15 protein-coding genes and 1 tRNA gene are annotated in these 20,417 nt (G+C 66.8%); 6 read left to right on the top strand and 10 right to left on the bottom strand.

Going from position 1 to position 20,417, the window contains the following annotated elements; genetic code table 11:
• Positions 1 to 2 precede the first annotated feature (2 nt).
• Both carB and carA read right to left on the bottom strand, forming a co-directional pair.
• Positions 3 to 3,329 carry a carbamoyl-phosphate synthase large subunit gene (gene carB, locus BOQ54_RS13085; RefSeq protein ID WP_055457517.1) on the bottom strand — a complete coding sequence of 1,109 codons (3,327 nt, stop codon included), beginning with the start codon at positions 3,327 to 3,329 and terminating at the stop codon, positions 3 to 5.
• Between the two features lie 312 nt (positions 3,330 to 3,641).
• Positions 3,642 to 4,850, bottom strand: coding sequence for a glutamine-hydrolyzing carbamoyl-phosphate synthase small subunit (carA, locus tag BOQ54_RS13080; protein ID WP_071924503.1), 1,209 nt, complete (start codon positions 4,848 to 4,850; stop codon positions 3,642 to 3,644).
• A 166-nt stretch (positions 4,851 to 5,016) separates the two neighbouring features.
• On the opposite strand from carA, the gene BOQ54_RS13075 reads away from it, so the two are divergent.
• Positions 5,017 to 5,469 carry a GatB/YqeY domain-containing protein gene (locus BOQ54_RS13075; protein WP_055457516.1) on the top strand — a complete coding sequence of 151 codons (453 nt, stop codon included), beginning with the start codon at positions 5,017 to 5,019 and terminating at the stop codon, positions 5,467 to 5,469.
• Positions 5,470 to 5,473: 4 nt separating this feature from the next.
• Here the strand turns inward: BOQ54_RS13075 and BOQ54_RS13070 are convergent, their stop codons facing one another.
• Complete coding sequence (locus BOQ54_RS13070) at positions 5,474 to 5,698, bottom strand: hypothetical protein (RefSeq protein WP_063189911.1); 225 nt, start codon at positions 5,696 to 5,698, stop codon at positions 5,474 to 5,476.
• A gap of 213 nt (positions 5,699 to 5,911) precedes the next feature.
• Here BOQ54_RS13070 and dnaG point away from each other — a divergent pair, with 213 nt between their 5' ends.
• On the top strand, positions 5,912 to 7,876 hold the full coding sequence (gene dnaG, locus BOQ54_RS13065) for a DNA primase (protein ID WP_071924047.1): 1,965 nt from the start codon (positions 5,912 to 5,914) through the stop codon (positions 7,874 to 7,876).
• 207 nt (positions 7,877 to 8,083) lie between these two features.
• Positions 8,084 to 10,078, top strand: coding sequence for an RNA polymerase sigma factor RpoD (gene rpoD, locus BOQ54_RS13060; RefSeq protein WP_055457513.1), 1,995 nt, complete (start codon positions 8,084 to 8,086; stop codon positions 10,076 to 10,078).
• Between the two features lie 112 nt (positions 10,079 to 10,190).
• On the opposite strand, the gene BOQ54_RS13055 is transcribed toward rpoD, so the two are convergent.
• Positions 10,191 to 10,457, bottom strand: a complete 267-nt coding sequence (locus BOQ54_RS13055; RefSeq protein ID WP_055457512.1) for a DUF2798 domain-containing protein — start codon at positions 10,455 to 10,457, stop codon at positions 10,191 to 10,193.
• Between the two features lie 236 nt (positions 10,458 to 10,693).
• On the opposite strand from BOQ54_RS13055, the gene BOQ54_RS13050 reads away from it, so the two are divergent.
• A complete protein-coding gene (locus BOQ54_RS13050; protein ID WP_063189904.1) occupies positions 10,694 to 12,076 on the top strand; it encodes an adenylate/guanylate cyclase domain-containing protein in 1,383 nt (460 codons plus the stop codon).
• Positions 12,077 to 12,080: 4 nt separating this feature from the next.
• On the opposite strand, the gene BOQ54_RS13045 is transcribed toward BOQ54_RS13050, so the two are convergent.
• Positions 12,081 to 12,386, bottom strand: a complete 306-nt coding sequence (locus BOQ54_RS13045; RefSeq protein WP_055457510.1) for an AzlD family protein — start codon at positions 12,384 to 12,386, stop codon at positions 12,081 to 12,083.
• Entirely contained in the window at positions 12,379 to 13,095 is a 717-nt protein-coding gene (locus BOQ54_RS13040) for an AzlC family ABC transporter permease (protein WP_071924046.1), read from the bottom strand. Before BOQ54_RS13040 ends, BOQ54_RS13045 begins: the two co-directional genes overlap by 8 nt.
• Between BOQ54_RS13040 and BOQ54_RS13035 the strand changes: the two genes are divergently transcribed.
• Both BOQ54_RS13035 and BOQ54_RS13030 read left to right on the top strand, forming a co-directional pair.
• Positions 13,050 to 14,969 (top strand): TadE/TadG family type IV pilus assembly protein, encoded by a 1,920-nt coding sequence (locus BOQ54_RS13035; protein WP_145979773.1) that lies wholly within the window; start codon positions 13,050 to 13,052, stop codon positions 14,967 to 14,969. The two genes, BOQ54_RS13040 and BOQ54_RS13035, sit on opposite strands and share 46 nt — an antisense overlap.
• Positions 14,970 to 15,098: 129 nt before the next feature.
• A tRNA-Ile gene (locus tag BOQ54_RS13030) sits at positions 15,099 to 15,174 on the top strand.
• Between the two features lie 230 nt (positions 15,175 to 15,404).
• Here the strand turns inward: BOQ54_RS13030 and lpdA are convergent.
• The 4 genes from lpdA to BOQ54_RS13010 are packed head-to-tail and all read right to left on the bottom strand — an operon-like array spanning position 15,405 to position 20,350.
• Positions 15,405 to 16,799 (bottom strand): dihydrolipoyl dehydrogenase, encoded by a 1,395-nt coding sequence (gene lpdA, locus BOQ54_RS13025; RefSeq protein WP_071924044.1) that lies wholly within the window; start codon positions 16,797 to 16,799, stop codon positions 15,405 to 15,407.
• A gap of 8 nt (positions 16,800 to 16,807) precedes the next feature.
• Positions 16,808 to 18,100, bottom strand: coding sequence for a dihydrolipoamide acetyltransferase family protein (locus BOQ54_RS13020; protein ID WP_055457506.1), 1,293 nt, complete (start codon positions 18,098 to 18,100; stop codon positions 16,808 to 16,810).
• Positions 18,101 to 19,114 carry an alpha-ketoacid dehydrogenase subunit beta gene (locus BOQ54_RS13015; protein ID WP_055457505.1) on the bottom strand — a complete coding sequence of 338 codons (1,014 nt, stop codon included), beginning with the start codon at positions 19,112 to 19,114 and terminating at the stop codon, positions 18,101 to 18,103.
• A 3-nt stretch (positions 19,115 to 19,117) separates the two neighbouring features.
• Positions 19,118 to 20,350: a 3-methyl-2-oxobutanoate dehydrogenase (2-methylpropanoyl-transferring) subunit alpha gene (locus BOQ54_RS13010; protein WP_055457893.1), complete on the bottom strand. Its 1,233-nt coding sequence runs from the start codon at positions 20,348 to 20,350 to the stop codon at positions 19,118 to 19,120.
• Positions 20,351 to 20,417 lie beyond the last annotated feature (67 nt).

The following is a 20,417-nucleotide window of genomic DNA, read 5'->3' as shown; positions in this document are numbered from 1 at the left end:
GCCTAGGCGCTCTTCGAGCCGGCCGGCCAGTACTCCTGCAACGCTCGCACCTCGAGGTCGCCGGCGAGATAGGCCCTGATACCTTCGGCGGCGGCGGCCGCACCGGCAAGAGTGGTGTAATAGGGCACCTTATGCAAGAGGGCCGCGCGGCGCAGCTCGCGCGAGTCGTGCAGGGCCTGAGCGCCTTCCGTCGTGTTGAAGACGAGGTGGATCGAGCCGTTCTTGATGGCATCGACGACATTCGGCCGGCCTTCCAGGACCTTGTTGATCCGCTCGGCTGCAACGCCCTTCTCGGCGAGGAAGCGCTGGGTGCCGCTCGTCGCCACCACGGCAAAGCCGAGCTCGGCGAGCGTCTTGACCACCGGCAGGATCCGGTCCTTGTCGGCGTCGCGGACGGAGACGAAGACTGTGCCGTCCTTCGGCACCTTGGTGCCGCCGCCGAGCTGGCTCTTGGCGAAGGCAACCCCGAAGGAGGTGTCGAGGCCCATGACCTCGCCGGTCGAGCGCATCTCCGGGCCGAGCAGCACATCGACGCCGGGGAAGCGGGCGAATGGGAATACGGCCTCCTTCACGCCGATATGTGCCAGCTCCTTGGGTTTCAGGCCGAAAGCGGCCAGCTTCTCGCCGGCCATGATGCGGGCAGCGATCTTGGCGATGGGCTCGCCGATGACCTTGGCGACGAAGGGCACCGTGCGCGAGGCGCGCGGATTGACTTCGAGCACGTAGATGTCGCCGTTCTTGATGGCGTACTGCACGTTCATGAGGCCGCCGACGTCCAAGGCGAGGGCGAGGGCCTTCGTCTGGCGCTCCAGTTCCTCCAGCGTCTCGGGCGAGAGCGAGCGGGGCGGCAGCGAGCAGGCCGAGTCGCCGGAGTGGATGCCGGCTTCCTCGATGTGCTCCATGATGCCGGCGATGAAGACGTCCTTGCCGTCGGCGAGGCAGTCGACGTCCACCTCGATGGCGTCCGACAGGTAGCGGTCGAAGAGCAGAGGGTTCTTGCCCAGCAGGGTGTTGATCTGGCCGGTCTTGTCGTTGGGATAGCGCGCCTTGATGTCGTGCGGCACCAAGGCCGGCAGCGTGCCGAGCAGGTAGTCGCCGAAGGTGTCCTCGTCGCGGATGATGGCCATCGCACGGCCGCCGAGGACGTAGGACGGGCGCACGACGAGCGGCAGGCCGACCTCGGCGGCGACGAGCCGGGCCTGCTCGACGGAATAGGCGATGCCATTCTTCGGCTGCTTGAGGCCGAGCCGGTCGAGCAGGCGCTTGAAGCGGTCACGGTCCTCGGCAAGGTCGATGGCATCGGGCGAGGTGCCGAGGATCGGCACCTTGTGCTCCTCCAGCGCGCGGGCCAGCTTCAGGGGCGTCTGCCCGCCGAACTGCACGATGACGCCGTGCAGTGTGCCATTCTGCCGCTCGGTGTCGATGATCTCGATGACGTCCTCCGCCGTCAGCGGCTCGAAATAGAGCCGGTCTGAGGTGTCGTAGTCGGTCGAGACCGTCTCCGGGTTGCAGTTGACCATGATGGTCTCGTAGCCCGCCTCGTCGAGAGCGAAGCAGGCATGGCAGCAGCAGTAGTCGAACTCGATGCCCTGGCCGATGCGGTTTGGCCCGCCGCCGAGGATGACGACCTTCTTCGCGTCCGAAGGCCGCGCCTCGTCTGCAAGGGTGCCGGCGAAGGGGGCCGCATAGGTCGAGTACATGTAGGCGGTCGGGGATGCGAATTCGGCTGCGCAGGTGTCGATGCGCTTGAAGACCGGGCGCACGCCGAGCGAGCGGCGCAGGGCCTTGACTTCCTCCTCGCTCTTGCCGGCGAGGACGGCGAGGCGCGCATCCGAGAAGCCCATGGCCTTCAGCTGCCTGAAGGCGCCGGGCGTCGCCGGCAGGCCGTATTTGCGGACCTTGGCCTCCGTCTCGACGATGCCTTGCATCTGCGCGATGAACCAGGGGTCGATCTTGCAGGTCTCGTGGATCTGGTCGGCATCGACGCCGAGCCGCAAGGCCTGGGCGACGTTGAGGAGGCGCTCCGGCGTCGGCGTGCCGAGGGCGGCCTTGATGGCATTCTTGTCGTCGCCCTGGCCGAGGCCGGGGATCTCGATCTCGTCGAGGCCGGTGAGGCCCGTCTCCAGCGAGCGCAGGGCCTTCTGCAGGCTTTCCTGGAAGGTGCGGCCGATGGCCATCGCCTCGCCGACCGACTTCATGGCCGTCGTCAGCACCGGCGCGGCGCCGGGAAACTTCTCGAAGGCGAAGCGCGGGATCTTGGTGACGACGTAGTCGATCGTCGGCTCGAAGGAGGCGGGCGTCGCCCCGCCGGTGATGTCGTTGGCGATCTCGTCGAGCGTGTAGCCGACCGCGAGCTTGGCCGCGACCTTGGCGATGGGGAAGCCGGTCGCCTTTGACGCCAGGGCCGACGAGCGCGAGACGCGCGGGTTCATCTCGATCACGATCATGCGCCCGTTCGCCGGATTGACGGCGAACTGGACGTTGGAGCCGCCGGTCTCGACGCCGATCTCGCGCAGCACGGCGAGCGAGGCGTCGCGCATGATCTGGTATTCCTTGTCTGTCAGCGTCAGCGCCGGTGCCACGGTGATGGAATCGCCCGTATGCACGCCCATCGGGTCGATGTTCTCGATGGAGCAGACGATGATGCAGTTGTCCGCCTTGTCGCGGACGACCTCCATCTCGTACTCCTTCCAGCCGAGCACGCTCTCCTCGATCAGCACCTCGTTGGTCGGGGAGGCGTCGATGCCGCGCTCGACGATGTCGATGAACTCTTCCTTGTTGTAGGCGATGCCGCCGCCAGTGCCGCCGAGCGTGAAGGAGGGGCGGATGATGGCCGGCAGGCCGATGTCGTCGAGGGCCTTCAAGGCGTCGGCGAGATTGTCGATGTGGTGCGACTTCGGCGTGTCGAGGCCGATCTTGGTCATCGCCTCGCGGAAGAGCTCGCGGTCCTCAGCCTTGTCGATCGCCTCGGCCGTGGCGCCGATCATCTCGACGCCGAACTTCTCGAGCACGCCCATCTTCTTGAGCGACAGGGCGCAGTTGAGCGCCGTCTGGCCGCCCATGGTCGGCAGCAGGGCGTCAGGGCGCTCCTTCTCGATGATCTTCGCCACGATTTCGGGCGTGATCGGCTCGACATAGGTCGCGTCGGCGAGATCGGGATCGGTCATGATCGTCGCCGGATTCGAATTGACGAGGATGATACGGTAGCCTTCCGCCTTCAGCGCCTTGCAGGCCTGGGTGCCCGAATAGTCGAACTCGCACGCCTGTCCGATGACGATCGGCCCGGCGCCGATGATGAGGATCGAGGCGATGTCGGTGCGTTTGGGCATGCGTGTCGCTCGCGTCTTCGTCGTGACCTGGGGCGCCCGGCACGGGATCGGCCGGGCACATAAAAAAAGGCCGCGCCATCGGCCTTCTGAGAGCCGGAGCGCGTCCCCGTGAGTGCGTGGCGGGGAGCTTGCTCCGTCCACGTTCCGGCCCTCTTAGACGAGAATCGTCGACGTGGAAAGGGTTGTGCGCCCTGCGCGCGAACGCGCCCGAGCCGCGCGCTCATATGGCCGGCGCAGCGGTGGCGCCGACAAGGCTCGCGGATCGCAGCCGGTCCGGCAAGAGCCCGTTCGGCACCGCCGGCGCCGGTTCCCTCAGGCCCGCTCGGTGGCGGGCTTGTGCCTGTCCATCATCTCCACGAAGCGGTCGAAGAGATAATGGCTGTCCTGCGGGCCGGGCGAGGCTTCCGGGTGGTGCTGGACGGAGAAGGCGGGGCGGTCCTTCAGCGCGATGCCGCAATTGGAGCCGTCGAAGAGCGAGACATGCGTCTCCTCGACATTCTCCGGCAGGCTGTCGCGGTCGATGGCGAAGCCGTGGTTCATGGACACGATCTCGACCTTGCCGGTCGTGTGGTCCTTGACCGGATGGTTTGCGCCGTGGTGGCCCTGGTGCATCTTGGCCGTCTTCGCCCCCACGGCGAGGCCGAGCATCTGGTGGCCGAGGCAGATGCCGAAGGTCGGCACCTTCCTGTCAAGCAGCGTGCGGATTAGCGGCACGGCGTACTCGCCGGTCGCGGCGGGGTCGCCCGGGCCGTTGGAGAGGAAGACGCCATCAGGTGAGAGGGCGAGAACGTCCTCGGCGGTCGCAGTCGCCGGCACGATGGTGACCTTGCAGCCGCGGGCCGCGAGCAGGCGCAGGATGTTGCGCTTGACACCGTAATCCACCGCGACGACATGGTGCCTGGCCTCGCCTTCGCGTCGGCCATAGCCTTGGCCGAGCACCCACGTCGTTTCGTCCCATTCGTAGCGCTGCGTGGTGCCGACGAGGGGCACGAGGTCAAGCCCGTCCATCGATGGTACCTCGGCTGCACGCTTCTTCAGGCGCTCGATGTCGAAATCTCCGGCAGGATCATGCGCGATGACGGCATTGGGCATGCCCTTCTCGCGGATGAGAGCGGTGAGCGCGCGGGTGTCGATGCCGGACAGGCCGACGATGCCGCGGGCCTTGAGCCAGGCGTCGAGGTGGCGCGTTGCGCGCCAGTTCGAGGGCTCCGTCACGTTGGCGTGGACGATGATGCCGCGCACCTCGGCCGAGGCGGCCATGTTGACCGTCTCGATGTCCTCGTCGTTGACGCCGACATTGCCGATGTGGGGAAAGGTGAAGGTGATGATCTGCCCGGCGTAGGAGGGGTCCGTGAGGATTTCCTCGTAGCCCGTCATCGCCGTGTTGAAGCAGACCTCGCCGGTCGATTCGCCTGTTGCGCCGAGGCCGAAGCCCTCGAGCACGGTGCCGTCCGCCAGGACGAGGACAGCGGTTGCGCGCGGCTCTTGCCAACCGCCCGCCATTGCGTCGTCTTGCAGCATCGCCATGATCAGTTTAAGCCCTCGGCCGACGCCATCACGTCCGGCCATGAAAAACCGGGCCGGCCGCTTGCGGCCGTCCGCGCCACTGGCGGCGGAACCTAAGAAGCGCGGGCGCCGGCGTCAATGTACTTGTCGTGATGGAAGCCATAACAACGAGAGGATCGTCATGCGCGCACGCTTCACCGAAGCCATGAAGGAAGCCATGCGGGCGGGCGACAAGCCGCGGCTCGCGACCGTGCGGCTCATCCAGGCCGCCCTCAAGGACAAGGACATCGAGGCCCGCGGCGCCGGCCGCGGCGAGGCGAGCGAGGAAGAGATCCTCGCCATGCTGCAGAAGATGATCAAGCAGCGCCAGGAATCGGCCGAGATCTACGAGAAGGGCGGCCGGCCGGAACTCGCCGAGCAGGAGCGGGGCGAGATCGCCGTCATCACCTCCTTCCTGCCCCAGCAGATGGACGAGGCCGAGGTCGGCGCGGCGATCGACGCCGCCATCGCCGAGACCGGGGCCGCCGGCATCAAGGACATGGGCAAGGTCATCGGCGCCCTGAAGGCGAAATATGCCGGGCGCATGGATTTCGCCAAGGCGAGCGCGATGGTGAAGGCCAAGCTCGCGGGGTGAGCCGTCAGACCTCGACGAGATCGAGCCTCTTCTCGATACGGTCGAGGCGGGCCTCGATACGGTCGATGCGGGATGACAACGAGGCGTATTGCTGCTCGAGCAGCCCGTATCGTTGCTCGAGAAGGCCGGGGCGCTGCTTGATCTCGCGATTGTCCTCGCGTAGCGCATCGACCTTCTCGTCGATGCGCTTCAGGTAGCGCAGGATGATGTTGTCCGATCCCTCGGCCATGACCAATTGTCGAGTGGTTGACGGGGCATGTCAAACGATCCCCGCCCGGGCGGGCGCCGCTGCGTGATACTCTGGCGAGCCGGTTGAACCCGGGCCCGGATTCGGAGAAGCCTGTGGATTGCGTTGATAAGCTCGTCCGCCAACTGCTTTGCGCCGGGGTGACACGCACGCGGTGCGCTTTCGGCTAGGATGCGTTAGAGCAAAGGCAGGACGATGCGTTTTCCGCCTTCCATCCTCGAGGAGATCAGGGCGCGGCTGCCGGTGACGGCGGTGGTGGGCAAGCGCGTGCGCCTGATCAAGGCGGGGCGCGAGTGGAAGGGCCTGTCGCCCTTCAACGCCGAGAAGACGCCTTCCTTCTACGTCAACGACCAGAAGGGCTTCTATCACTGCTTCTCCTCCGGCAAGCACGGCGACATCTTCACCTTTCTCATGGAGGTCGACGGGCTCTCCTTCCCCGAGGCGGTGGAGCGGCTCGCGGCCGAGGCGGGCGTGACGCTGCCGAAGGTCTCGCGCGAGGCGGCCGCCGAGGAGGAGAAGCGCAAGAGCCTGCACGACGTGCTCGAGCTCGCCGCGTCTTTCTTCGAGGCGGCGCTCGCCGCGCGCGAGGGGGCGAAGGCGCGGGACTATCTCGCCGGCCGCGGCCTCGGGCCCGACATCCAGCGGCGCTTCCGCATCGGCTATGCGCCGGCCGACCGCTTCGCGCTGCGCGACCATCTCGCGGCCAATGGCGTGCCGTCGGAGATGATGGTCGAAGCGGGGCTGCTGGTGACGGGCGAGGACGTCGCCGTCCCCTACGACCGCTTCCGCGACCGGGTGATGTTTCCCATCGCGGACGTGCGCGGGCGGGTGATCGCCTTCGGCGGGCGGGCGATGAGCGCCGATGTGCCGGCGAAATACCTCAATTCGCCCGAAACCCCGCTCTTCCACAAGGGGCGGCTCCTCTACAACCACCATCAGGCCCGCAAGGCGGCGCACGACAGGGGCGCGGTCATCGCCGTCGAGGGCTATGTCGACGTCATCGCGCTGAGCGCCGCAGGCATTCACCACGCCGTCGCACCGCTCGGCACGGCGCTGACGGAGGAGCAACTCACCCTCCTGTGGCGCATGGCCGATGAGCCGATCCTGTGCTTCGACGGCGACAAGGCCGGCCAGCGCGCCGCCTTCCGCGCCATCGACGTGGCGCTGCCGGCCCTGCAACCGGGCAAGTCGCTGCGCTTCGCCCTCTTGCCGGAGGGACAGGATCCGGACGACCTCGTGCGCAGCCGCGGGCCGGCGGCGATGGAGGCGGTGCTGGCGCAGGCGCGGCCCTTGTCCGACATGCTGTGGGCGCGCGAACTGGAGGCCGGGCCGCTCGATACGCCCGAGCGGCGGGCGGCGCTGGAGCGGCGCATCGGCGAGGTGCTTGGCCGGGTTCGGGACGAAGTGTTGCGCCGGCATTATCGCGCAGATTTGATGGCGCGGCTCGGCGAGATGGCGCCCGCCGGCGCGATGCCGGCAGCAGCAGGCGGTCGCGGCGGTTCCTGGCGCGGCCGTGACGGCGGGGGGCAGCGCGGCTACGGCCGCGCGCCCGGCCACTGGCGCGGCGGTGCGGGCCAGCGCGGCGCCGTCGCGTCCGTGCCGAAGGCGAGCCCATTGCTCGCCCGGCATCCGCTGTTCGCCGCCAGCGCACCCGCGGTTTCGCCGCGTGAGGCCTTGATCCTCATGACGCTCCTCGTGCATCCGCGCCTGCTCGAGGAGCACTGCGAGGCCATTGCGACGCTCGACTTTTCGGATGCCCAGGCGGCGCGCTTCAGGGCGGCGCTCGTCGATGCGGCGGCCGAGGGAACGAGCGACGGCGCGGCCATCGTCGGACGGTTGGAGCGGGCAGGGCTCGGTCCCGTTGTCGAGCAGTTCCGCCGTGCGGTGCGGCCCGGTGACGCGTGGGTACTTGAATCTGGCGCCGATTTGTCGGATGTGGAGAATGCCCTGCGTCAGGCCATCATCTTGCAAAGGCGCCGCCGCTCGCTACATAGCGAGTTGAAGGCGGCCGAGCGCGCATTGGCGCAGGACGACAGCGAGGCCAACCTCGTGCTGTTGTGCGACCTGCAGGCGCAGATAACATCGCTCGACGGTGCCGAGGCGGAGGTCGAGGCGGTCCGGACGCAGGCGGGAAACCTCGTACCGGGACGTACCTCATGATGCGGGCCGCAGGCAAGATGCACCGGCCACGAAAGTTGTGGTCGACAGGTGAAGCCGGGAGATGGTTAACGGTTAGGCAAACGATCTTTGGCTTGATCGGCAGATGAGTGATCGGGTGGCCCGGCCCGTGCCGGCGCTGCCTTTTCGTCTGTTGCAGCTGGAGAGCCTGCCGGGCGCGATGGACCGGGGCGAGTGGAGCAGTCAGATATGGCGACGAAAACGACGGAACGGGACGAGACGCAGGAAACGGCGGAAACGCAAACCGACAGCCCGCTGCTCGACCTGACCGACGCCGCTGTCAAGCGGATGATCAAGCTCGCCAAGAAGCGCGGCTACGTCACCTATGACGAGTTGAACGAGGTCCTGCCCTCGGAGGAGTTCTCCTCCGAGCAGATCGAGGACGTGCTCGCCCAGCTCAACGAGATGGGTATCAACGTCATCGAGTCGGAAGAGGCGGACGACGCCAACGCCGAGGGCGGCGAGAACGAGGAAGAGGAGGTCGACGGTGGCGACCTCGTCGACGCGACGCGCTCGGCCCTGCCGGCCAAGGTCGAGACGAAGAGCGAGCCCGCCGAGCGAACCGACGATCCCGTGCGCATGTATCTGCGCGAGATGGGCTCCGTCGAGCTTCTCTCGCGCGAAGGCGAGATCGCCATCGCCAAGCGCATCGAGGCCGGCCGCGAGGCCATGATCGCCGGCCTGTGCGAGAGCCCGCTCACCTTCCAGGCCATCATCATCTGGCGCGACGAACTCGTCGAAGGCCGCGTCCTCCTGCGCGACATCATCGACCTCGAGGCGACCTATGCCGATCCCGAAGGCAAGGGCGCCCCGCGCGTCGCCGAGGACGGCGAGGACAGCGACGAAGCGGCCGGCGAGGACGAGAGCGCCATCGCCGAGGCGGAAGGCGAGATGGACGAGGACGACATGGAGAACAACGTCTCCCTGTCGGCCATGGAGGCGGAACTGAAGCCCCGCGTCCTCGAGATCTTCGACAACATCGCCGAGAACTACAAGAAGCTGCGCCGCCTGCAGGACCAGGACATCGAGAATCGTCTGCAGAACCTGAAGCTGTCGCCTTCCCAGGAGCGCAAGTACAAGAAGCTCAAGGACGACATCATCGTCGACGTGAAGTCGCTGTCGCTCAACCAGAACCGCATCGATGCGCTGGTCGAGCAGCTCTACGACATCAACAAGCGGCTGATCGGCCTCGAGGGCCGGCTGATGCGCCTTGCCGAAAGCTATGGCGTGGCGCGCGAGGACTTCCTGCGCCAGCACCAGGGCGCCGAGCTCGACCCCAAGTGGGTGCTGCGCGTCTCCAAGCTCGGCACGCGCGGCTGGCGCGACTTCGTCGCCAACGAGAAGGACCGTATCAAGGACCTGCGCCAGGAGATCCAGACGCTCGCCTCTGAGACGGGGCTCGAGATCCTCGAGTTCCGCAAGATTGTCGCCATGGTGCAGAAGGGCGAGCGCGAGGCGCGCCAGGCGAAGAAGGAGATGATCGAGGCGAACCTCAGGCTCGTCATCTCCATCGCCAAGAAGTACACGAACCGCGGCCTGCAGTTCCTGGACCTCATCCAGGAGGGCAACATCGGCCTCATGAAGGCGGTCGACAAGTTCGAGTACCGGCGCGGCTACAAGTTCTCGACCTACGCCACCTGGTGGATCCGCCAGGCCATCACGCGCTCCATCGCGGACCAGGCGCGCACCATCCGGATCCCGGTGCACATGATCGAGACCATCAACAAGATCGTCCGCACCAGCCGGCAGATGCTGCACGAGATCGGCCGCGAGCCGACGCCGGAGGAACTGGCCGAGAAGCTCGCCATGCCGCTCGAGAAGGTGCGCAAGGTGCTGAAGATCGCCAAGGAGCCGGTGTCGCTCGAGACGCCCATCGGCGACGAGGAGGACAGCCACCTCGGCGACTTCATCGAGGACAAGAACGCCGTCCTGCCCATCGATGCGGCGATCCAGTCCAACCTGCGCGAGACCACGACGCGCGTGCTCGCTTCGCTCACGCCGCGCGAGGAGCGCGTGCTCCGGATGCGCTTCGGCATCGGCATGAACACCGATCACACCCTCGAGGAGGTCGGCCAGCAGTTCTCGGTGACGCGCGAGCGTATCCGCCAGATCGAGGCCAAGGCGCTGCGCAAGCTCAAGCACCCGAGCCGCTCGCGCAAGCTGCGCAGCTTCCTCGACAACTGATCGTCCCGGACGGGGAAGAAGGGCGGCCGAAAGGCCGCCCTTTTCTTTTGACCTGCGACGGCGGAATGTCCGGCGCTTCTTCCGCGGAGGAGGCGGGCCGGGCATTTCCGCGTCAGGGGGCTGACGGCGGATGGACGAGAAGCCCCACGATGCGGCGTGCGACCGGCGTCACGAGGAGCAGCGTCGGGAACGCGACGAGCCAGGACAGGCCCCAGGCGGCGGGCCAGAGTGAAAGGAATTCCGGTCGCAGCCCGACGTTCATCAGGGTCGAGATGCCCGAGACGATAAAGGTCATGATGATCGAGAGAACGAAAGGCATCACGATTCCGGCGTAACGGGCGGGCAGCCTGACGCGCCGCGGTTGCGTGGTTTCGGTCATGGTCTGAATCCGGTTGCCACCGGAGGCGATCAGGGGTCTGCGAACGCATCACCCCGCCTGCGGCGGCTCATGTGATGCGTTGCCTGACGTCGGACGCTTACGGCGCCGCGTTATTGTGCGGTGCGGCGTGTTGCTAGCCGCAGAGCCGTCGCTTGCCAAGCACAAACTGCGGCAAGGGAGGAATTCGATGCCGTGCCCCTTGGCGCGAGCGCCCACCGATCCCAATATACGAAGCCATGACCACGGAAGAGATCACCTCCCGCCCACCTCTCGCGGCGTCCCATGTCGATGCGCCCGATTCCCCCATGGTCGATGCCGTGCCGGGAAAGGTGGCGGCACCGGTCGGCGCGGGCGTGCCGATCGCCATGGAGAAGGCGGAGATCGCCGTCGGACCGAAGGGGCAATCTCTCTTCGACTGCCCGCAGTGCGACAGTACCTACATGCTCGCCGGCCAATTGTCGCCCGACGGTCTGAGGGCGAGCATCGCGCTGCGTGACTGGCTCTTGAGCGAGGCACGGCAGATGCGCGATTCCGTCGCCATCGTCGCCGGCATGTGCGAGCGCATGCTGGCCGCGGGTCTGCCCATCGACCGCGTGTCGCTCACCATCAAGACCCTGCACTCGCTGCACGCCGCCATTTCGCGCACCTGGATCAAGGGGGCGGGCGTCACCCTTCAGGCGTTCCCATACCGGGTTGAATCGCACGACGGCTATCGGCGCAGCCCCTTCTATGCCGTGCACCAGACTCGCCGGCCGTTGCAGTTGTGGCTGCCGAAGACCGCGGACGACTGCTACGGCATCGTGCCGGAGCTGAAGGAGGCCGGCTACACGCACTATCTGTGCTTCCCGGTGTTCTTCGCCAACGGCGATGCGAACGGCATCGCCTTCGCCACCAAGTCCCCCGAAGGCTTCTCGCCTGAGCACCGGGCGCTGATCGAGGCCGTTATGCCGGCCATCGGCGCGGTGATGGAGATCACCGCCGGCTACATCACACTTGGCCACGTGCTGCGCACCTATATCGGCGATGAGCCGCATAAGCGTGTGCTGTCCGGCGATGTGCGGCGTGGCGAGGTGACGCGCATCCGCTCGGCGATCCTGTTCGCCGACATGCGCGGTTATACGCGCCTGACCTCGAACCTGGCGCCGGAGGAGACGGTCGACCTGCTCAACGGCTACTTCGACTGCCTCGTGCCGCCCATCGAGAGCGAGGGTGGGGAGGTGTTGAAATACATGGGCGACGGGCTTCTCGCCATCTTCCGCGACCGGGGGGACGATACGGGCGCGGCTGCCCAGTCGGCGCTCGATGCCGCCCAGTCGGGGCTCGCCCGTCTTGCCGCGGCCAATGAGGCGGGCGAACTGCGCATCCAGCTCGCCGCCGGCATCGCCCTTCACCATGGCGAGGCAGCCTATGGCAATGTCGGCTCAGGCGACCGGCTCGATTTCACGGTTGTGGGGCGGGACGTCAACGTGACGAGCCGGGTCGCCAAGCTCAACCGCCAGCTCGGCGAGCCCCTGCTGATGACACGCGCCTTCGTCGAACGCCTTTGGGCCGATCCACGCCGGCTTGGCCAATATGAACTCGACGGCCTGAGTGACGCGGTCGAGGTCTACCGGCCCTGAGAGGTCAGATCGGCAGCGCCCTCAGCAGGGCGGCGCAGGCGACCCCTGCCAGCATGGCGCCGACGGCGCTGCGCGTCAGCACCATCACGAGCCCCGCCGTCGCCACCGCCAGCATTGCCGTCGGTCCGCCCTTGACGGCGGCAGGCACCACCAGCGCCACGATGACCGACACGGCCAGATGCCGTAGGAAGGCCTCGATGCGCGGCGTGATCGGCACGAAGCTCATGATGACGACGCCGCCGATCCGGGTCAGGAACGTGACCGTGGCCATGAGCGCGATGGCGAGAAGGGCGGTCGTCTCGTCAACCATGCCTGAGCGCTCCCGTGATGCCACCGGCGAGCGCCCCTGCGACGACGTGCCAGCCGAAGGGAAGGATCCAAGCGCCGGCGAGGGCAACGGTTGCCGCAACCAGCCACGGCACCAGGTCCGGCAGGCCGCGCCACTGGCCGACGACGGCCGCGGCGAAGAACGCGATCATCAGGACATCGAAGCCGAAACGGGTGAGATCGCCTAGATTCGAGCCGAGCACGGTGCCGATCGCGGTGGCGATGATCCAGGCGATCCACATGAGCAGCCCGCTGCCGAGAACGAGCCCCGCGTCGGTTTCGCCCCGCTGCAGGGCACGGGTGGCCTGCGCCCAGTTGGGATCGCTCAGCACGCTGAGGACCGCATAGCGCTTGGCCATCGGCAGGTGCAGCAGCCAGGGGGCGAGTGCCGCGCCGAGCAGGATGTGGCGGGCATTCACCGCGAAGACCGTCAGCGCCAGCATCAGATAGGGCATCGGCGAGGCCCACAGGTCGAGCGCTGCGAACTGTGAGGCGCCGGCGAAGACGAAAGTGCTCATGAGGACGGACAGGGGCGCTGATAGCCCCTTCTCGATGGCTGCGGCGCCGAAGGCGATGCCGAAGGGAATGACGAAGATGGCGACTGGCGCGATCTCGCGCGCGCCATCGACGACCCCGCGCAGGGTCAGTGTCGCCGTTCGGGTTGTCCGTGCGGGCGCGCCGTGCGCGTTCATGGTGGGTCCTTCCTCATGCAGATCGCGAGAAGCCGGCATGGCTCGCGCCCTGTCAACCGGCCTGGACGCTCGGCTGCCGCGCATCCCCTGCAGAGCCGAAAGGCGCCAATATCGCTACCGTCCGGTTAAGCCGCTCGGTGAAACGCGCGGATCGGGCGAAACCAGCACTTTACGGCTCTGTGGCATTGTCATCCTGTTGCCATCGAGGTTCGCGGATGACGTCCAAGTCCAACCTGCTGTTCCGGTTCTCGGCCGATCAGGGCGGCAACATCGCCATCTGGTTCGCGCTCGCCCTGTTGCCGCTTGTCTTTTCCATAGGCGTCGCGGTCGACTACTCGCGCGCCGCCACCTTGCGCACCAAGCTGCAGCGCGCCACTGACGCGACGATCGTGGCCATTGCCCCGCTCGCCTCACAGAAATCGAAGGCGGAACTGCTCGCGATTGCGCAGACCTATTTCGACGCGATGATGGGACCGGATCTCGCCAAGATGGGCGGCTCGGCCGCGCGTATCGACGACATATGGATCAGCAACGCCCAGACGGAGATGAAGCTCTACACCTCGGCGGCCTACCCGCCGATCATCATGAACATCGGGCGGCTCAGCAAGGACCCCATCCCGATCAGCGCCTATACCCGTACCGTCATTTCCAACGATACCTTCGAGATCGCTCTCGTCATGGACAACTCGGGCTCCATGGGGGCCTATGTCGGAGGGCGCACCAAGATGGCGGCGACGAAGGACGCGGCGAAGAAGCTGGTCGATACGATGTACGCCAGCCCGGCCATTGCCGAACGCACGAAGATGTCGGTGGTGCCCTTCACGCTATCGGTCAAGGTTGGGGCACAGTATTACAACAAGACCAATCCGTCGGCCTCGGCCTCCTGGCTGGATCTGGGGGCGAAGTCGTCGATCCATTGGGAGAACATCAAGCTCGACACGAGGTCGGGCGCCTGGAACCCCGCGACACGCTTTGCGCTCTTCAAGGAACTCGGCGTCGATTGGGCTGGATGTGTCGAAACACGACCCGGTGAACATGGGGTCAAGGACACGCCGGTCAGCCAGAGCGACGGCAACAGCTATTTCGTGCCGCAGTTCGCACCGGACGAACCTGGGACCAAGGACCAAACCAGCACCATCTACAGCGGGCGCTTTACCAACAGCTACATCGATGACAGCAACAGTGCCTGTCAGCCGTCGTCGCCCAGCTCCGAGGTCGATGCACAGCAGCGCGTGTGCAAATACAGGATCGGTGGAAATTCGTCGAAGCGCAGCAACTCGCGCGGCCCCAACGCGAGCTGTGACGCGCGCGAGCTGACGCGCCTCACCGGCACCGCGCAGACGATCCGCAGCGCCATCGATGGCATGAATGCCTCGGGCAATACCAATCTGTTCGAGGGCTTCATGTGGGGCTGGCGCACCATCTCGCCGAACACGCCCTTCGCCGACGGCCGCGCCTATGGCACGGAGAACAACCGCAAGATCATCATCCTGATGACGGACGGCGACAATGTTTGGAACTCGGCGAGCAATACGCTGAACAGGTCGATCTACTCGCCCTTCGGCTATTACACGAACAACCGGTTGGCGAGCGGGGTGACCGCTGCTGCCAAGGCCACCACGGTGATGGACGGCAAGACGCTGGAGGCCTGCTCCAATGCCAAGGAGAAGGGCATCATCGTCTATACGGTGGCCTTCTCCACGCCCGATGCGCCCATCAGCAAGGCGGGCCTTTCGCTCTTGACCAGTTGCGCATCCGTCGACCCGACGGATTCGAGCCACCGGCTCGCCTATATCGCGGCCACGCCCGACGAGATCATCGCCGTCTTCGAAGAGATCGCACGCAACATCGGTGCGTTGCGCATCGCCGAATGAAGCCGGCGGGCCATCGCATGCATGTAGCGGCGGACGGTATTGTCAGCGTCCGCCGCCTGTGCCATGGAAGCTCGGCGCTGCGGAATGTCTTTGTGCCGCACACCGAGCCGGCGGCGCCACGTCCTTGACGGGCCAGTAGCTCAATGGTTAGAGCCGGCCGCTCATAACGGTCTGGTTGCAGGTTCGAGTCCTGCCTGGCCCACCAATTAACGTCTTGGAATAACGGAATTTTCTTTCCCAAAAACGGATTGCCTAAGGTTCATCGAACCTATCGGCCTGCGCTGCGGACGCGCGTGAAGTCGAGGATGCCGGCTTCCTCGCGCAAGTGATCCGGGGCAAACCTCGTGTAGACGCGCTCAGTGACGGTTGTGTTCGAGTGCCCAAGATACTGGCTGATCCTGCTCATTGAGACGCCAGCGGCGGCAAGGTGGCCGGCTAGATGTGCAACGCATGGCCGAGCGCCTTGAGGGCCGCTTCCTGGAAGGCCTCGCCCTGCGTCGGGTGGGCGTGGATCGTGGCGGCCACGTCCTCGAGCCGCGCGCCCATCTCGATGGCGAGGCCGAAGGCCGTCGAGAGTTCGGATACCCCTTGGCCGACCGCCTGGATGCCGAGCACCAGGTGGTTGTCGGCGCGCGCGACGATGCGCACGAAGCCGTCCTCGGTGAGGCGCGTCATGGCGCGCCCGTTGGCGCTGAAGGGAAACTGGCCGATCTTGATCTCGCGGCCTCCGGCGCGCGCCTCTTCCGGTGACAGCCCGACCGCGACGATCTCGGGATCGGTGAAGCAGATGGCGGGGATGGCGCGGACATCCCAGCTGCGGCGCCTGCCGGCGACGATCTCGGCGACCATCTCGCCCTGCGCCATGGCGCGATGCGCGAGCAAGGGCTCGCCGGTCACGTCGCCGATCGCATAGATGCCGCGCATCGAGGTGCGGCATTGATCGTCGATGCGCAGGAAGCGGCCGGCCATGTCGAGATCGATCTCCTCGAGGCCCCAGCCGTCGGTGACCGGGCGGCGGCCGACCGCTACCAGCACCTTTTCGGCCGGGACGCGCTTCTCGCCGCTTGCGGTCTCGACGATGAGCGCATCGCCCTTGCCCGACAGGCCGCGCGCTTTGGTGCCGGTCAGCACCGAGACGCCGATCTCCTTCAGCCGCTTGACGACCGGCCGCGTCAGCTCCGCGTCATAAAGCGGCAGGATCCGGGATTCGGCTTCCACCACGGTGACGGCGGTGCCGAGCTTGGCGAAGGCCATGCCCAGTTCGAGGCCGATATAGCCGCCGCCGACAACGACGAGTGTCTCTGGCAGCTTCGTCAGGGCCAGCGCTTCGGTGGACGAGACCACCGTTCCGCCGAAGGGCAGGTTCGGCAGCGCAACCGGTTCGGAGCCCGTGGCGATGACGATCGCCTGCGCGCGGATGACCTGCACCCCCGTCTCGGTCTCAACGGCGACCGTCTTGCCGTCGCGGAAGCAGGCCCGGCCGTGGACGGACTTCACGCCAGCCTTCTTGAGGAGATTCGCGACACCGTTGTTGAGGCGGCCGACGACGTGGTCCTTCCAGGCGATCGTCTTCTTCAGGTCGAGGGTTGGCGCAGAGACGGATATGCCGAGCGGGGCCGAGGCGCCCGACCAATGGACGGCTTTCTCGAATTCTTCCGCCGCGTGGATCAGCGCCTTGGAGGGAATGCAGCCGACATTGAGGCAGGTGCCGCCGAGCTTGCCGCTCTCGACGATCACCGTATCGATGCCGAGCTGGCCGGCACGGATCGCACAGACATAGCCGCCGGGGCCGGCGCCGATCACGAGCAGCGAGCAAACGATCTCATTCATCGTCTTCCTCAGCCTTCCACGAAGATCAGGGCAGGGGTCTCAAGGAGCGCCTTGATGCGCTGCACGAAGACGGCGGCATTCCAGCCGTCGATGATGCGATGGTCGAACGATGACGACAGGTTCATGACCTTGCGCGGAACAAATTCCTTGCCGTCCCAGAGCGGCCGGACCGCCATCCTGTTGACCCCGACGATGGCGACTTCCGGCCGGTTGATCACCGGCGTCGTGGCGATGCCGCCGAGGGCGCCGAGGGAGGTAATGGTGATCGTCGAGCCGGTGAGCTCCTCACGCGTCGCCGTGCCCGTGCGCGCGGCCTCCGCGAGGCGGTTCAGCGCGGCTGCGCAGTCCCAGATGTCGCGGGCTTCCACGTGCCTGACGACGGGGACGAGGAGGCCGGCATCGGTCTGCGTCGCGATGCCGATATGGATTCCGCCGAAGCGGCGGAGAAGCCCGGCCTCGTCCTCGTAGTGAGCGTTGATCATCGGCTGCTCGCGGATGGCCGTGACCATGGCGCGCATGAGGAAGGGCAGTAGCGTCAGACGCGGGCGGTCGCCGCGTTTCTCGGCGTTGAGCTTGGTCCGCAACTCCTCGAGCGCGGTGACGTCTACCTCTTCCACATAGGTGATCGGCACGATGCGGGCATGCGCGAGCTCCATCCGCTCCGCGATGCGCCGGCGCAGGCCGATGACCTTGATCTCCTCGACCGAATTGTCCGGCGCGAGCCTTGAACGCGGGGTTCCGACAGGCCCCTCCCTCAGGAAGGCGTCGAGGTCCTCGTGCGTGATGCGGCCGGCGGGGCCCGTTCCCGGCACCTGGCGCAGGTCGATACCCGCCTCCCGCGCACGGCCGCGGACGGCAGGCGAGGCGATCGGCTTCGCGCCCGATGGCCTCGGGGCCACTCCTAACGCGGGCGTGGCGCGCGCTGCGGGGGCCCGGGCAGGCTTCGGCTCCGCCTCTTCCGCCACCGTCCCGGGCACGGGCGACCGGGACGGTTCCGCCTCAGCCGGTTGCGCACCCTGGCCGGTTGCCGCCGTCGCCGGTGCGTCGGTGTCGTCCTCACCCGGGGTCCGGAGCCGCACGAGCGGTGCGCCTACGGCCACCTTCTCGCCGATCTCCGCGCCGATCCAGGCGACTTCACCCTCGACGGGGGAGGGAATCTCGACCGTCGCCTTGTCGGTCATCACAGCGGCGAGAACGGCGTCCTCGCGCACCAGGTCGCCGACCTTCACATGCCATTCGACGAGTTCCGCCTCAGCGATCCCCTCGCCGACGTCGGGCAGCTTGACGATGCGCTCGCCCATTCAGGCCTCCATCGCTCGCACCAGTGCCTCGCCAACGCGGGCCGGGCCGGGGAAATAGTCCCATTCCTGGGCGTGGGGGTAGGGCGTGTCCCAGCCGGTGACCCGACCGACGGGCGCTTCGAGTTGGTAGAAGCAATGCTCCTGGACGAGGGCAGCGAGCTCCGCACCGAAGCCGGAGGTCAGCGTTGCCTCATGCACGATCACGCAACGCCCGGTCTTGCGGACAGACTCGATGATTGCGTCGAGATCGAGCGGCAGCAGCGTCCGCAAGTCGATGATCTCGGCATCGATGCCGGTCTCCTGCGCGGCGGCCTCCGCCACATAGACCATCGTGCCATAGGCGAGGACCGTGACGCTGCTGCCCTGCCGGCGCACCTCGGCCTTGCCGAGCGGGACGGTGAAATGGCCAGCATCCACTTCGCCGAGCGGATGCCCGGACCACGGCGTCACCGGCCGTTCGTGATGGCCGTCGAACGGTCCATTGTAGAGCCGCTTCGGCTCCAGGAAGATGACCGGGTCGGGGTCCTCGATCGCGGAGATCAGTAGCCCCTTGGCGTCGCGCGGGTTCGAGGGCACCACCACCTTCAGGCCGCAGACGTGCGTGAAGAGCGCTTCAGGGCTCTGGCTGTGGGTCTGGCCGCCGAAGATGCCGCCGCCCGACGGCATGCGCACGACGATGGGACAGGTGAACTGGCCGTTCGAGCGGTAGCGGATACGGGCCGCTTCCGAGACGATCTGGTCGTAGGCCGGATAGACATAGTCTGCAAACTGCACCTCCACGCAGGGCCTGAGGCCGTAGGCCGCCATGCCGATGGCGGTGCCGACGATACCGAGCTCGCTGATCGGTGTATCGAAGCAGCGCGTCTTGCCATATTTCTGCTGAAGTCCGGCCGTGCAGCGGAAGACGCCGCCGAAATAGCCGACATCCTCGCCGAAGACGACGACCTTGCCGTCCCGCTCCATGGATATGTCGATGGCCGAGCGGATGGCCTCGATCATGGTCATGCGCGGCATGGCTCAGACTCCGGCCTGATGGCGCTGGCGCCTGAGATGGGGCGGCATCTCGGCATAGACGCCCTCGAACATGTCGCGTACGGACGGCTTGCCGCCCGAATGCAGCGTGCCGTGCTTCTCGGCCTCCTTCTGCGCCATGATGACACTGTCCATGACCTCGGCCTCCGCCTGCCTGTGCCGCTCCTCGCTCCAGACGCCGCGCCGGACGAGATGGTTCTTGAGCCGGATGACGGGATCGCCGAGCGGCCATGCCTCCGATTCGTCCTTGGGCCGGTAGGCCGAAGGATCGTCCGAAGTCGAGTGCGCGCCGACGCGGTAGGTGACGTATTCGACGAGCGTAGGACCGAGATTGCGCCGGGCCCGTTCGGCCGCCCATCGGGCGACGGCGTAGACGGCGAGATAGTCGTTGCCGTCGACCCGCAGCGCCGGGATGCCGAAGCCGAGTCCGCGAGCGGCGAATGTGCCGGCCCCGCCGCGCGCGATGCCCTGGAAGGTCGAGATCGCCCACTGGTTGTTGACGATGTTGAGCACGACCGGCGCCCGGTAGGTCGAGGCGAAGACGAGGGCGGCGTGGAAATCGCTCTCGGCCGTCGACCCGTCGCCGATCCAGCCCGCCGCGATCCGGGTGTCGTTGCTGATCGCAGACGCCATTGCCCAGCCGACGGCCTGCACGAACTGCGTCCCCAGATTGCCGGAAATCGAGAAGAAGCCGTGCTCCTTCGATGAGTACATGATGGGAAGCTGCCGCCCCTTCAGCGGATCGGCCTCGTTGGAAAAGATCTGGTTCATCATGTCGACCATCGGATAGCCGCCCGCAATCAGGAGGCCGGCCTGCCGATAGGTGGGGAAATTCATGTCGCCGGGCTCGAGCGCCTTGCGAAAGGCGCAGCTCACGGCCTCCTCGCCCATGTGCTGCATGTAGAAGGAGGTCTTGCCCTGGCGCTGCGCCATCAGCATCCGGGCGTCGAAGGCACGCAGCGTCATCATGTGGCGCAGGCCTTCGAGCAGGGCCTCGTCGGAGAGCAGGCCGCTCCACGGGCCGACCGCCTCGCCCTCCCGGTTCAGGACGCGGATGATCGAGAAGGCAAGATCGCGAATGTCGCGCGGATCGACGTCCACCGGCGGCCGCGGCACCGAGCCGGCCTTGGGGATCGGCACGTTGGAAAAATCTGGCGTGCCGCCCGGCCGCACTGCCGGTTCGGGGACGTGCAGGCTGAGAGGGGGAAAGTCGTCCATCATGAAAGCCTATGTGCTCGCCGGGACTACCAGAACACGACCGTCGCGGGCGCGGGGCCCATGGCCG

The sequence above is a fragment of the Chelatococcus daeguensis genome (assembly GCF_001887265.1).
GTDB lineage: Bacteria > Pseudomonadota > Alphaproteobacteria > Rhizobiales > Beijerinckiaceae > Chelatococcus_A > Chelatococcus_A sambhunathii.
This window is presented reverse-complemented; position numbering and strand designations above follow the sequence as displayed.